Raw genomic sequence first — 14,361 nt, forward strand, 5'->3', positions numbered from 1 at the left:
TTTATTTACTTACTTTACGCTAAAGATTTTATGTCCTTAATCAAATTAGATAATTGTGTATCAATTCCACAATCAAATACTCCAGTGTTTGTTTCAATCAAGCATTGTGAATCATTTAAACTTGCATCATTAAGTATTTCAAGATTAACACCATTTCCTACTTTATCTTGAATTTCAGAAAGATGTTCTTCAAAATATGTTCTATATGCAGTTGATACCCTTATTCTAAATTCTTTATCTGGTTCGACATTTAAAATCGTATTTTTTACCAAATAAAGAAGAATATCTTTCTTATCTGAAAATTGTATCCTAAATACTTTTTCAAAAATCTGAGCCACAACATCTACAATTTCCTTTTCCATTCTTTCTTCTTTTTCCATGTATTTTTGTTCTAACTCATTATTTTTTGAAATATATTCTTCTTCTAGTTCTTCTCTTCTTTTTTCAATTTCTTCTTTTAACTCTTTAGCTCCATCTTCATAACCTAGTCTCTTGTTTTCTTGATATATACTTATAGACTCTTCTTTTGCCTTTGCTATTATGATTTTTGATTCGTTCTTAGCATTTTTTACTAAATCTGCAGCTAATTCTTTTGCATCCGAAATAATTGAATCTTTTTCTTCTTTGAGTCGTTCTCTTTGTTCTTTTGAAGAAGAGCTACCACTACTAGCGGTAGCCCTTTCATTCTCTCCAGAAGATACCATTAAATCTCCATATTTTTCTTTTAAATTCTTATCAGAATCTATGACTTTTATGTCACTAGGTTGATTGACGATAAAACCATATTTTACAATATTAGACAACTATATCGTCTCCTCCTCCTCTTGAAATAACAATTTCTCCAGCATCCTCTAGCTTTCTTATAATATTTACTATCTTCTGCTGTGCTTCTTCAACATCCTTCATACGTACAGGACCCATAAATTCAATATCTTCTTTAATCATAGATGCAAGACGTTTAGATAAGTTCTTGAAAATAACATTCTGGACTTCTTCGTTTGAACTCTTAAGTGCAAGTTCAAGATCAGCATTTTCAACATCACGAAGTACTCTTTGAATTGCACGATCATCAAGCAACAAGATATCTTCGAATACGAACATTTTCTTTCTGATTTCGTCTGCTAATTCTGGTTCTTCGATTTCTAATGTTTCCATAATATGCTTCTCTGTAGCACGATCTACTGTGTTCAAGATATTTACTGTAGCATCTACACCACCAACAATTGTGTAATCTTGATTTACCAAAGAAGCTAGTTTCTTTTCTAGCACTTTTTCAACTTCCTTAATTACATCTGGAGATGTTCTATCCATCAAAGCAATACGTCTCGCTACATCTGCTTGTTTCTCAGGTGGCAATGCGCCTAAAACCAGTGCAGCCTGAGATGGCGTCAAATAAGATAAAATCATCGCAATTGTTTGTGGATGCTCGTCCTGTATAAAGTTTAATAACTGACTTGGATCCGTCTTCCTAACAAATTCAAATGGGCGAACTTGCAATGAAGCGGTAAGCTTAGAAATAACATCCTGAGCTTTATCATCTCCAAGTGCTTTTTCAAGGAGTTCTTTAGCGTAACCAATACCACCTTCTGCAATATATTGCTGTGCCAAACATACTTGATAAAATTCGTTTAATACGCTTTCTTTTGTATCAGCTGCGACACTCCTTGTATTTGCTATTTCTAGAGTTAATTCCTCTATTTCCTCTTCTTTTAAATGTTGGAAAATGGCTGCTGATTTTTCTGGACCTAATGCAATTAACAAAATAGCAGCTTTTTGTACTCCTGTTAATGATTCATCCATAATATTCTACTCCCAGTCCTCATTCAACCAATTACGTAGCAACAATGCTACAGCCTCAGGGTTATTATCTACAAACTCTTCAATAAGTACTCTTGTTTCTGATTTTTCTTGATATCCAATATTTTCAAGATTTTCTTTCTCTGCCTCTTCAGTTTGTTGTAACAAATTCTCAACAGATACTTCAGGTTCAACTTCTTCTGCTTCTTTTGCTTTTCTAGTGCTTCTAAATACAACGTAGCCTAATAATGCGAAAATTAATACCGCTAAAACAATCTGTAAAATATCAGTGACACTAATACTTGAATCATCATAAACAAATTCAGGTTGTTGTAAAACTTGAATTTCGATATTTGCTTCTTCTAAACCAGTCGCTTTTGCAATTAAAGTTTTCATATTGTTGCTTACTTTAACTGTCTTAGGTTTCGAATTTTTTGAAACAAATTCATCAAATGATTGTCCTTTCAATTCTCCAGATGATTTCATTTTTTTCTCATCATACACAATATACTGCGTTGCTTTGATAGATGCAGTAGACTCTGAATACTGTATAGAACCACCTGAGTTCTTTTTGGTTACTATTTGTTCATTATTTTGATAATTTGTTGTTTTATCACTTATCGTTGATGATGTGACATTACCATCTTGTGTTTGATATGTTGTATCATCATTCGATCCTGTTCCCGGCTCTGCTGCTGGTCCTCCTGTTGACTCAGAACTATATTCACTTACCGAACCTACCATACCATTTGTCTGACCTTCAGGTGCGGAGAACGAATGTGTAACTGATTCTGTATTATCAAAATCAACTTTTAACCCCAATGAAACTTCAACATTAGAATATGTTTTTGATTTAACCAGTAAATCTTTTATATCCTTTTTGATTTTTGCTTCTTGCTTCTGTTGATACGATAATTTAGAACTAGCTGCCCCAACTTGATTTTCTGAATCTGTTCCAGCATACAAAACGTTAGCCTTCGTATCAATAATCATGACATTAGAAGTATCCTCATTTCCTAACTCAGTTGCTACAAATTGAGCTATTCCATATGCCTGATCTTCATCAAGATCCTTCGATAAATCTAAAACTATCGATGCATAGCCTTGTTCTTTTTTAGAACTTATAGTTCCATCATCACTAGGTAATTTTAAATCAACCTTTGCATCTTTTACATGTTTAATAGTTTTTAAATGTTCAGCAAACTTTTTTTCCAAATATAATTGGTATTTTTTTTGCTTATCAGCTTCTGTTGTAGAAAAATTTCCACTAGTTACATTTTCAATGCTATATCCATCTGATGGAATTTCATTCTTTCCCAACAAAATTGTAGCATCAGCTTCATCTTCCTTAACAACTTTAAAGGTTAAACCATCCTCTGATACTTTATATTTTATTCCTCCATCTTTATCAAATAATTCTTTAACCTCGCTAGCTTTTTTTGTATCCTCGCAAGTTACTATCGTTACATACGATGGCCTTGATACCACAACTCCTAATATTACCAAAGCAAGGACTATAACCGCTATTATGCTGATAAGAAGAGCTTTTTGTTTGGTTTCAAACTTCTTCCACCATTCAAGAAACCGGTCTATTATTTTTTTTACTTGTTCTGGCATTTACATTACCCCTTTATTAAATTTGCATTTGCATGATATGATTATATGCTTCTAAAATTTTATCCCTTACTTCTACTGTATATTGTAATGCTACAGCTGCCTTTGTTTCTGCAACCATCAAATCGTGTGTATTTTCGGCTTTTCCAAGAGCAAATCTAATTTCTTCAGATTCTGCTCTATTCTGCAAAAGATTAACTTCATTAACATGTTCTAGTGCAGAATCCAATACAGACTGAAATGATTGCGTACCTAATAAGTTATTTTCCTTAGCATACTGAATAATATAATCTGATGTCACACCAGTTATTGCTCCAATATTCATCATTTTTCTTACCCTTTCTATTTATTATTTATTTAATCCTTAAAAATTTTATTATTAATCTAATCCACAAAAATTCTCTTCTAACGTCCTCCAACTTGTAATCCCGCCTGAGCCATTGATTTTGAAGCCTGAAATGCAGTCACATTGGCCTCGTAAGCGCGAGTTGCATCAATAAGATTTGTCATCTCTGTTACCGTATTAACATTAGGATAATAAACATAACCATTTTCATCTGCATCAGGATGAGAAGGATCATATTTAAGCACCAAATCTGTTGTACGATCTTCTTGAACGGATGTAACTTTTACACCATTACCTATTAGTTTATTCCTTGATGTTGAATAGTATTCGCTAAAAGGTGTAACTGATTTTTCCTGGAATGTTACAATCTTTCTTCTATACGGTACATTTTTTTCATTTCGAGTAGTATTTATATTAGCTATATTTTCTGCTATGACATCAGTTCTAAATCTTTGGGCTGTCATACCAGAAGCACTAATATTAAATGACTGAAATAACCCCATACAATACCTCCTTTAAATAGTTTCGGATTTTTTTATATATTCTTAACCAAAATTTTATGATTTACCCATCGCATATCGCAATCTATTAAACTCAGAACTCATACTCTGAGTTAATGTTTGATATTTAATCTGTTCAGATGCTAATTCAACGTTTTCTGTATCAATGTCTACGTTATTACCATCTAATCTATACGAAAACTGTGAACGATCTGTATAAACTACTGGATTTAATTTATATAATCTTGTGTTTTTTATCTTACTATCTAATGATGTATATTTAAAATTTCCTATCTCTCTTTTCAAAACACTCTCGAAATCTAAATCTTTTCTCTTGAAACCCGGAGTACTTACATTCGCTAAATTATTAGAAATAATATCTTTACGTCTGTAACTTGCATCTGCTGCTTTTGACAAAACATTTATATAATTAAATGATGTTGAATCAAACACTCACAATCCCTCCTTTTTTCACTCTACTATAGATACTCTATCGGTAAAAAATATATAAATAATAATATATATTTTTTTATGCTTTTAATAAAAAAATCCTATACCAATCACAAAAATAAGACTTTAATTCTAAAGTTCATAAATTTGTATTAATATAGGATTTATATAATTATTTATATATTAAATTTCAAGTCACAAAAATTAGCTATAAATTTTCTTTTTATCGTCATCGCCTCTGCTTAATTCTTCAAAAATTGCATCATTAATAACTTTAATGTATGTACCTTTCATTCCTGAAGATCTAGATTCGATTACTCCTGCACTTTCGAATTTACGAAGTGCATTAACGATTACTGAACGAGTAATTCCAACTTCATCAGCAATTCTACTTGCTACAAGAATTCCTTCTGTTCCATCTAAAGCCTTGAAAATTTGGACAATAGCTTCTTTTTCAGAGTAAGATAATGTACTCATAGCAGATTTAACAATTTGAACTTTTCTTTCTTCTTCTGCATGTTCTTCATTAACTGAGCGTAACATCTCAAGTCCAACTACAGTTGCACCATACTCTGTTAAAATGATATCATCAATGTCATACTCTCTATCACTACGATATTCAAATAAAGTTCCTAAACGCTCTCCAGCGATATCAATAGGAGTAATTATTGCTTGATATCTCTTGCTTTCTTCTCCAAATCCAAGAGTCTCTAAATTAACGTTTTCCTTTGTTGAAAGAATTCCGAGAAGACGTTCATTCAATGCTGGATCAATATATCCTCCAACTTCATCAACAATTAATTCCTTAATTTCGTCAACACCGTTACATACACTTGATCCCAAGACTTTTCCTTTTTTACTAATTACTAAAATGTCAGACTCCAACACTCCTGTAAGTACATCACAAATGTCATTAAATACAACCTTAGAAGAGCTGTTATTGTGAAGTAATTTGTTAATCTTTCTTGTTTTGTCTAATAATTGAACGCTCATATATCCCGTTCCTTTCTGTATTTCTTATTCTTCTTGTGGTTTTTCCATTATGAAACCGCACTGTGGATCCTGACACGCAATTTTTTTGCCTTTTACGACCATATAACCACCGCAATTTGGGCACTTCTCATTTACAGGTTGTCCCCAACTCATAAAATCGCACTCTGGATTATCAATACAGCCATAATATTTTCTACCTTTTTTTGTTTTTTTGATGACAACGTCCTTTCCACATTTTGGACATGAAACACCAATTTTTTCAAAATACGTCTTCGTGTTCCTACACTCTGGGAAGCCTGGACACGCTAAAAATTTACCATGTGGTCCATATTTAACAACCATATTTCGTCCACACTCTTCACATATTACATCGGTAACTTCATCTTCAATCGTAACCTTTTCGAGTTGTTCTTCTGCTTCATCTACTGCTTTTTTTAAATCTGGATAAAAATTCTCTATAACCGTCTTCCATGCAATTTTACCTACTGCAACATTATCTAACAATGCTTCCATATTTGCTGTAAATCTTTCATCAACAATTGAAGAAAATGATTCCTTCATAATTGCATTTACAACTTCACCGATCTCTGTTACATATAAATTTTTCTGTTCTTTTGTTATATAATGTCTTGCAATAATAGTTGTAATTGTAGGAGAATATGTACTTGGTCTTCCAATACCTAATTCTTCTAGTGTCTTAACTAATGATGCTTCAGTATAATGTGCTGGTGGTTGAGTAAAGTGCTGAGTTGGCTCAAATTCATTCAATGAAAGCTTGGAATTCTCATCAAGTGATTTAAGCATAACATTATTCTTTACTTTTTCTTCATCAGCTTCAACATAAGCTGACATAAATCCGTCAAATGCAACTTTAGATGCAGATACTCTAAATCGATATTCGCCAATGCCTATAGTAACAGTTGTTGTTTCATATTTTGCATTAGCCATTCTGCTAGCTGTATAACGTTTCCAAATTAAATTGTATAAACGAAATTGATCTCTCGATAGAGAGTCCTTAATTTCTGATGGTACTCGACTAATATCTGATGGTCTTATAGCCTCGTGAGCATCTTGTATATTTACTTTTGAAGATTTTTTTATTTCTCCAGCTGACAAATAATTTTCTCCATAGTTTTCTAATATAAATGCTCTTGCAGTTTCTTGTGCTTCCTCAGAAATACGAGTAGAATCTGTTCTTAAATATGTGATAAGACCAACTGTACCCTGACCCTTTACATCAATACCTTCGTACAATTGCTGTGCTATTCTCATAGTCTTTTGAATAGGAAAATTAAGCGCTTTAGACGCTTCTTGTTGCATTGTACTAGTTGTAAATGGGAGTGGAGCTTTTTTAATCCTTTCACCTTTTTTTACATTAAGGATTTCTACCTTCTTCCCTTCCATATCTTTTAATACCTGGTCCATTTCGTCCTTGGAAGAAATATTAATTTTCTCATCATTCTTGCCAAAAAGTTTTGCTACTAAAGGCTTTTTTTCACCTTCAACAGATATATTAGCTTCTAAGTTCCAATATTCTGTTGGGATAAATGCATTTATTTCCTCTTCTCTATCACAAACAATTCTAAGCGCAACAGATTGAACTCTACCTGCACTTAAACCTCTTTTTACCTTTGCCCAAAGAAGAGGTGATATTTTATAACCCACTATACGATCTAAAATTCTTCTTGCTTGCTGTGCATCTACTAAGTCAGTATCAATTTCTCTAGGATTTTTAAATGCCGCTTTAACAGCAGTTTTAGTAATCTCATTAAAACTTATTCTATAAACTTCTTTTCCTTCTAGTTTTAACGCTTGGGTAAGATGCCATGAAATAGCTTCTCCCTCGCGGTCGGGGTCAGTTGCGAGATATATTTTGTCAGCTTTTTTAACCTCTCTACGAAGCTTAGCTAAAATTTCACCCTTTCCACGAATTGTTATATATTTTGGCTCAAAATCATTTTCAACATCAACTCCAAGCTGGCTTTTAGGTAAATCTCTAACATGCCCATTTGATGCCATAACTTCATAATTTTTTCCAAGAAATTTTTTAATTGTCTTAACCTTTGCAGGCGACTCAACTATTACCAGATATTTAGCCATACCCATATACTCCTAACTCATAAATTCAAGTACATCTTAACAAAAAAAAATCAAATACAACGAACAAAATGATTTGACATAATCTCTTTTATATAACCTTTTTGTTTAAGATGTTCTAAAATCTCTAGAATTTCTAAGAGATTCATAGATGATTTTTCAATAATTGTTCCCAAATTAGTTGGGGTAAAATCTAGTAAACTATACACCAACAATTCATCTTTTTCAAGTAATTTTTCATAAAAATTTATTTGAGAGCATAAATTTTCATAAAAACTATTGAATTCATTAAGAAAATCCTCGGGACTTACTATAACACCTGCGCCCTGTTTTATCAAGTAATTACAACCAAAACTTAATTCATCTGTTACCCTTCCAGGAAGTGCATAAACATCTTTTCCTTGTTCCATTGCATAATCGGCTGTTATAAGTGATCCACTTTTTTGTCTTGCTTCAATTACAACTGTACAATCACTGATTCCAGCAATAATCCTGTTTCTTGATGGAAATAACGTTTTTAACGGCTTTGTATCTGGCCAATATTCCGAAATAATTCCACCGCCTTGAGAAATAATTTTATCATAAATGTATTGATTTTGCTTTGGATAACAAATATTTATTCCACAACCTAATATTGCAAAAGTTCTACCGTCTTTTCCGGACGAAAGTGCTCCTAGATGTGCATCTGCATCAATTCCTCTTGCTAATCCACTAATAACGTTAATATCTGAATCTGCTAAAAGTCTCGCTAACCTTGCTGCAACTTGACTTCCATATTGACTTCTTGTCCTTGCTCCAACTATTGCAACCGATTTATTTTCTTCTTGTGGTAAATTTCCTTTATAATAGAGGCTATAAGGAGCATTAATAATATTTCTAAGATTTTTAGGATATTCTTCTTGTTCTACAGATACAAAAGAAATTCCAGACTCAAATAATTGATATAGCTTTGATTCTAAATTCCAATTGTCCTTGCTTGATAATATATTACAAACGTCTTTTTCGGTAATTCCCTTTATTTTTATTAACTCATCTCTTGTAAGATTATATATTGTTTCTGCATTTTTGTAAATTTCTCTTAAAATTTTTATTTTTCCATTAGAAATTCCTTTTATATTTGACAACCATAATGCATACTTCACTACATCGTTCCTCCTTCATAATAATCTTTTGTAAGCCCCTTATAGCACAATGCTTCTAAAATATACTCTGTTTTTATAACTTCTGAATTATCTAAATCAGCAATTGTTCTAATCACTCTTAATAATTTATGAAATGTTCGTGCCGTTAAATTATATTTTTCATAAACATTATTCAAATACTCTAATTGCTCATCATTTAGAGGAACGTATTGTCCTAATTTTCCTGCTGGAATTTGTGAATTATGGAAAAAAGATTCGTTTTTATATCGTTCATATTGTATTTGTTGACAACGAATTACACGCTTTCTAATTTCTGCCGAAGTTTCATTTTTTTGTTTTTTTATCAATTCATTAAATTTAACTTCTGGTGCAAAAACAGTAATATCAATTCTATCTAATAGTGGTTGAGAAAGTTTATTTAAATATCTTTTTAATGTACTTGGTGTACATCTACACTTTTGCATATTAGGATAATATCCACAATTACATGGATTCATTGATGCTAATAATAAAAAATCAGCTGGATATGTAACATTATAATTCATTCTTGTAAGATTTATTTTTTTATCTTCTAGAGGTTGCCTTAAAATTTCAACGGTGGATTTTTGAAATTCTGTAAATTCATCTAAAAATAATACTCCTTGATGTGCTAACGAAATTTCTCCTGGTATCGGTGATATACCCCCACCTGCTAAAGCCGCTTTTGTAATTGTATGATGTGGATTTCTAAATGGTCGTTCTTCTAAAAGTTTCTTTTTATTTTTTAATAATCCACACACACTATAAACTTTAGATACTTCTAATTTTTCTTCATTATTTAACGGTGGCATAATAGTCGACATTCTTTCTGAAATCATTGTCTTTCCTGTTCCAGGAGGGCCTACTATCAGCATATTATGCATCCCACTTGCTGCAATCTCACAAGCTCTTTTTAATATTTTTTGACCATTAATATCACTAAAATCTAGTTTTGATATATTTAAATTTTCTTCATTTTCATTGTCTTTTTTGAGTGTTTTTTCTTCATTTGATAAAAATATAGCCTGACTTTCTTTTGATATAGTTTCCATTTTTTTGTTATTATCAGAATTTTCTTTATTTTTTAAAGTTTCTTTCCTTTTAAACTCCTTCGCAGTTGCAGCATCGACATTAAAATATTGTATAATTTCTATTAAATTATTAAATGATAATATTTTTGCTTCTGGAATCAATTTTGCTTCATTTTCGTTCCCTTTTGGCACAACAAATGTTTTTTGACTATCAAGGGACTCTACAATCATAGGCAATATGCCATTTATTGGCATTAAATCGCCATTTAAACTGAGTTCGCCAACAAATATATGTCTTTCGATTTTTTCTTTGTCTAAAAAGCCCAAAGAGACTAAAAGTGCAACAGCAATCGGCAAATCAAAACTAGTTGACGATTTCTTTATATTAGCTGGTGACAAATTTATTGTAATTCTCTTAGGTGGTAATACCACTTTACAATTGTGAAGTGCTGTTTTTACTCTTTCTTTTGCCTCCTTTACTTCTGAACTCAAATATCCTACCATATCAATCATTGGCATTCCATTTGAAATATCTACTTCTACATAAACTTTCATCGTTTTAATTCCACGTAGCATAGAACTTTCTACTTTACTGTACATAAGATTATTCCTACTCCTTTGTATAAAATTGTTTAAATTTACTATTATTGGGAAATCAAATAAGAATTTATTTGATAAAAGACTGTGATAGTATATCATATTTTTTTTAAAATTATAACCCTAAAATTTTATTTTCGTATTTTATTATATTTTTTCTTTAAAACAGTAACTTATGTTGTTATAATATATATACTTTTTACTCAAAAAAATATACAGAATTATTAAATATACAATTAATTGTTATCTAGGAGGATAATATGCAACGTATTTTAAAATATACAATAACTGAACCATATATTAATTATACAATTGAAAAATTTTTACTTGAACAAGGCTATACTCGAAAAATAATCACTCATTTAAAAAAATACGAAAATAGTATAACTCTAAACGATAAATGGGCTTATGTAAAAAATAAACTTTCCTTAAATGATATTCTTGTTGTCACTTTAACTGAACCCATAGAAAATAATATTGTTCCAGTCAAACTAGATTTTAAAATAATTTATGAAGATGAAGATATACTAATTGTTAATAAACCTGCATTTATGCCTATACATCCGTCTTTAAATAATTACGACAATACGCTAGCTAATGCTTTAACCTACTATTTTCAATCAAAAAAAGAATCTGTTGTATTTAGATGTATAACTCGCTTAGACAGAGATACAACTGGACTATGTATTATTGCCAAAAATAAACTTTCTGCCTCCATTCTTAATGCTCAAACTAAAAATAGACAAATACACAAAACTTATATTGCTATTTGTGAGGGTGAAGTAAACGACTGTGGCGAAATAGAAGCTCCTATTTCTCGTAAAGAAGAATCAGTTATAACTAGATGTGTTGACTTTGAAAAAGGCGATTATTCTAAGACTTTATATAAAAAATTAAGGTACAACAAAAAAGCTGACGTCTCACTCGTTCAGCTTAAATTACTTACAGGAAGAACTCATCAAATACGAGTACACATGAAATATATAAATCACCCTTTAATTGGAGATTTTTTATATAATCCAAATAATACTCTTATGAATAGACAAGCTCTTCACTCATATAAACTATCTTTTATTCATCCTATTTCCCATGAAAAAATGGATTTTATGGCACCAATACCAAATGATATGCAAACACTTTTATAATAAAACTATAATTTAGACTTTAGTTCATCTAAAGTCTTTTTATTATACTCTATCTTACCTGTTAAAATATTATGTTTTATATATTTAAAAGTATATTGTTCGCCTTTTTTATAATTCATATATAACATGAATTCTAACAAACTTGCTGTATCTTCATTTATTAAATAATGTGATTTACCACGTTCATAGTAATCTAACGCACTCTTATCATTATATTTATCTTTTAAATAATTTTTTGATGCAGAAATTCTATCTACGAACATTTCCACTACATATTTAACTGGCATTTTCATTCCTACCATTTTACCTTCTCTTGGATCTTTTGAAACGTTATAGTCAATCCAATATTCTAAATGGTGTTTATTTCGCCCTTTATGATGCAACCAAGCAGATGAATAGCCCTTATCTAATCTTTCAGCATTATTAGGGCTCATATAGCCCTTATAATACTTTGCGCCAACCATAAACTCTGTCAATCCATATTTAGACAAATCATGTAATAATCCTTGTTTTATTAGTCCTAATTTGAAGCACCCCTTCATAACTAGTATTTTATGTTTTGTAATCGTTTTAAAATGTTTTATAATGTTCATTATTATTTTCCTATTAGTATTTTAATAGATTGTGCATTAATCGTAAGCTTTTGTTGATTTTTTAATTTAACAGCTTCTTTTAAAAATGGTTTCTTTTCTAAAGAAGTATCCATTAATAAGTGCCATTGTTTATTCTCTGGTAACGATGGTAACGCAAGTGTACTTACACCAGAAAAGAAATTATATGCTACGTAAATGCTTTCTTTGGTATTATTGCTATCATATTCACCATAATACATCTCTCCTAATGCCATCATCTGTTTATCAATTCCGGCAACCCATGCTGATTCACCATGAAATGACACATCTGGCATTCCTTTTGTTAAACAATCATTAAAATAATATGGATTAGTATTAGAAATCATAGGATGATCATTTCTAAATTTTATAATATTTTTTACAAATTCAATATCACTATCCTGTGATTTTCCTTTTTTCCAGTTAACCCAACCAATTTTATTATCCTGACAATATGCATTATTGTTACCTTTTTGTGAATTTTGAATTTCATCTCCAGATAAAATTAACGGAACACCTTGAGCCATAAACAACATAACTAAAGCATTACGCCACTGTTTTTGACGCATAAATTTAATATATTTTTTCTGCGAAAATCCCTCGAAACCACAGTTATTGCTAAAATTCCAAGCGTTTCCATCTGAATTATTTTCTCCATTTGCTTCATTATGTCTATCATTAAACATAAATACATCAGCCAAAGTAAAACCGTTATTACTAGCCACATAATTAACAAAACCATATTTGGAATTTTGCTTTTTCTGCTGATTAATAAATTCACTCATATCACCATTTATATGATTTAAAATTTTTCTTGCTTGATATAGATATTCATCTTTATACAAATATAAATGCTTATATGTTTTTTGATTATCTAGAACATCTCCTGGAATATCATCATAGAAAATTTTTGTTCTACTTAACATTACATTTTGCGCAATAGCTGTTATCGGTAAATTATTTCCTAAAAGGTGAAAACCATCAACATGAAATTCTCTAACCCAATATCTTAAAGAATCTAAAATCAAATTATGATTTAAATTGCCTCCAAAAAACATTTCCATTACACATTCCATATTATTTTTATGTAATTCATGAACTAATTCTTTAAATTCTATTGAAGCCCTATCTTTTTTATACGCATATGATGTTTTAACCGCAAAATAATTACCAGGAACATATCCCCAATAATTAACTCCAACTGTCTTTTTTTCTTTCTTTGGAGCAACAATTACATCATCTGATTTATTAGTCCATTTAACGTAATCTGGCAATTTAGCAAGATTAGTTCCTTTAATTTTCATTTCTTCAAATTCATAAATTGGCATTAATTCAATTGTCGTAATTCCTAAACTTTTTAAAAATGGAATTTTATCTTTAATAGCAGAGAATGTACCTGCATCTTCCTTTTTAGTATCCATTGAAAAACCACGAACATGCAATTTATACATAATCATTTTATCTTTAGGAATTTCTGGTTGTTTATCATTCTTCCAATTAAAATCATGTTTATCAGTTGACGAATAAATTTCATATGAATTGTTTTTACGAGATAAATTATTCCATTTTTCTCTTCCAACAATCTTTCTAGAATATGGATCAATTCGTTTTTGTCCATTTATTTCAAAATAATAATCATATTCATTTATATTAATATTATCAATTTCAATAGAACGTAATGAACCTAACACATATTCATCTGGAACTTCAATTATTTCTTTCTCTTTGGTTTGATGATTTAAAAGTACAACCTTACACTGTTCTTCTTTTTCACCTTCAAAAGTTATATATACTTTATTTTCTTCCTGAATAACGCCCATTATAGCGTAATTTCCTTCTTTTACAGTTAACAAATTATTTCACCTGCTTATATTTTTTTATAACCTATTTAATCTTATTATTAGCATGGAATTATTCGATACTCTTGTATAGAACAATTTATTTAATATTCTATAAGGTCACACGATTTTATTATAGCTTTTTTTAAAAATATTGTACACCCTTTTTGATATTTATATAT

At 30.4% G+C, this 14,361-nt stretch carries 13 protein-coding genes; 1 reads left to right on the forward strand and 12 read right to left on the reverse strand.

The window, feature by feature from the left end; translation table 11 throughout:
• Positions 1 to 14 precede the first annotated feature (14 nt).
• From BMY79_RS11840 to BMY79_RS02375, 10 genes are all read right to left on the reverse strand, one after another.
• Positions 15 to 803, reverse strand: a complete 789-nt coding sequence (locus tag BMY79_RS11840) for a FliH/SctL family protein (protein WP_022747944.1) — start codon at positions 801 to 803, stop codon at positions 15 to 17.
• Positions 796 to 1,800: a flagellar motor switch protein FliG gene (gene fliG / locus BMY79_RS02335; protein ID WP_022747945.1), complete on the reverse strand. Its 1,005-nt coding sequence runs from the start codon at positions 1,798 to 1,800 to the stop codon at positions 796 to 798. Before fliG ends, BMY79_RS11840 begins: the two co-directional genes overlap by 8 nt.
• Positions 1,801 to 1,806: 6 nt before the next feature.
• Complete coding sequence (locus BMY79_RS02340; protein WP_022747947.1) at positions 1,807 to 3,414, reverse strand: flagellar M-ring protein FliF C-terminal domain-containing protein; 1,608 nt, start codon at positions 3,412 to 3,414, stop codon at positions 1,807 to 1,809.
• Between the two features lie 16 nt (positions 3,415 to 3,430).
• Positions 3,431 to 3,739, reverse strand: a complete 309-nt coding sequence (gene fliE / locus BMY79_RS02345) for a flagellar hook-basal body complex protein FliE (RefSeq protein ID WP_022747948.1) — start codon at positions 3,737 to 3,739, stop codon at positions 3,431 to 3,433.
• A 77-nt stretch (positions 3,740 to 3,816) separates the two neighbouring features.
• Positions 3,817 to 4,260, reverse strand: a complete 444-nt coding sequence (flgC, locus tag BMY79_RS02350; protein WP_022747949.1) for a flagellar basal body rod protein FlgC — start codon at positions 4,258 to 4,260, stop codon at positions 3,817 to 3,819.
• Between the two features lie 54 nt (positions 4,261 to 4,314).
• Positions 4,315 to 4,710: a flagellar basal body rod protein FlgB gene (gene flgB, locus BMY79_RS02355; RefSeq protein ID WP_022747950.1), complete on the reverse strand. Its 396-nt coding sequence runs from the start codon at positions 4,708 to 4,710 to the stop codon at positions 4,315 to 4,317.
• Between the two features lie 201 nt (positions 4,711 to 4,911).
• Entirely contained in the window at positions 4,912 to 5,700 is a 789-nt protein-coding gene (gene codY / locus BMY79_RS02360) for a GTP-sensing pleiotropic transcriptional regulator CodY (protein WP_022747952.1), read from the reverse strand.
• Positions 5,701 to 5,724: 24 nt separating this feature from the next.
• Positions 5,725 to 7,800: a type I DNA topoisomerase gene (gene topA, locus BMY79_RS02365; protein ID WP_022747953.1), complete on the reverse strand. Its 2,076-nt coding sequence runs from the start codon at positions 7,798 to 7,800 to the stop codon at positions 5,725 to 5,727.
• 50 nt (positions 7,801 to 7,850) lie between these two features.
• A complete protein-coding gene (gene dprA / locus BMY79_RS02370) occupies positions 7,851 to 8,939 on the reverse strand; it encodes a DNA-processing protein DprA (protein WP_022747954.1) in 1,089 nt (362 codons plus the stop codon).
• Positions 8,939 to 10,588 carry a YifB family Mg chelatase-like AAA ATPase gene (locus BMY79_RS02375; RefSeq protein WP_074730363.1) on the reverse strand — a complete coding sequence of 550 codons (1,650 nt, stop codon included), beginning with the start codon at positions 10,586 to 10,588 and terminating at the stop codon, positions 8,939 to 8,941. The genes dprA and BMY79_RS02375 overlap by 1 nt, the downstream gene beginning before the upstream one ends.
• 257 nt (positions 10,589 to 10,845) lie before the next feature.
• Between BMY79_RS02375 and BMY79_RS02380 the strand changes: the two genes are divergently transcribed.
• Positions 10,846 to 11,730 carry an RluA family pseudouridine synthase gene (locus tag BMY79_RS02380; protein WP_027421739.1) on the forward strand — a complete coding sequence of 295 codons (885 nt, stop codon included), beginning with the start codon at positions 10,846 to 10,848 and terminating at the stop codon, positions 11,728 to 11,730.
• A gap of 5 nt (positions 11,731 to 11,735) precedes the next feature.
• Here the strand turns inward: BMY79_RS02380 and BMY79_RS02385 are convergent, their stop codons facing one another.
• On the reverse strand, positions 11,736 to 12,323 hold the full coding sequence (locus tag BMY79_RS02385; RefSeq protein ID WP_027421738.1) for a DUF5662 family protein: 588 nt from the start codon (positions 12,321 to 12,323) through the stop codon (positions 11,736 to 11,738).
• A gap of 2 nt (positions 12,324 to 12,325) precedes the next feature.
• Positions 12,326 to 14,194: an alpha-amylase family glycosyl hydrolase gene (locus BMY79_RS02390; RefSeq protein ID WP_242941477.1), complete on the reverse strand. Its 1,869-nt coding sequence runs from the start codon at positions 14,192 to 14,194 to the stop codon at positions 12,326 to 12,328.
• Positions 14,195 to 14,361: the final 167 nt, after the last annotated feature.

The organism is Lachnobacterium bovis, assembly GCF_900111325.1.
Classification (GTDB): Bacteria; Bacillota; Clostridia; order Lachnospirales; family Lachnospiraceae; genus Roseburia; species Roseburia bovis_A.

Bases quoted from the DNA above. Each gene is read 5' to 3' on its own strand.
- fliG (WP_022747945.1), bottom strand. From the start codon at position 1,800: ATGGATGAATCATTAACAGGAGTACAAAAAGCTGCTATTTTGTTAATT.
- BMY79_RS02340 (WP_022747947.1), bottom strand. From the start codon at position 3,414: ATGCCAGAACAAGTAAAAAAAATAATAGACCGGTTTCTTGAATGGTGG.
- fliE (WP_022747948.1), bottom strand. From the start codon at position 3,739: ATGATGAATATTGGAGCAATAACTGGTGTGACATCAGATTATATTATT.
- flgC (WP_022747949.1), bottom strand. From the start codon at position 4,260: ATGGGGTTATTTCAGTCATTTAATATTAGTGCTTCTGGTATGACAGCC.
- codY (WP_022747952.1), bottom strand. From the start codon at position 5,700: ATGAGCGTTCAATTATTAGACAAAACAAGAAAGATTAACAAATTACTT.
- topA (WP_022747953.1), bottom strand. From the start codon at position 7,800: ATGGCTAAATATCTGGTAATAGTTGAGTCGCCTGCAAAGGTTAAGACA.
- BMY79_RS02375 (WP_074730363.1), bottom strand. From the start codon at position 10,588: ATGTACAGTAAAGTAGAAAGTTCTATGCTACGTGGAATTAAAACGATG.
- BMY79_RS02380 (WP_027421739.1), top strand. From the start codon at position 10,846: ATGCAACGTATTTTAAAATATACAATAACTGAACCATATATTAATTAT.
- BMY79_RS02385 (WP_027421738.1), bottom strand. From the start codon at position 12,323: ATGAACATTATAAAACATTTTAAAACGATTACAAAACATAAAATACTA.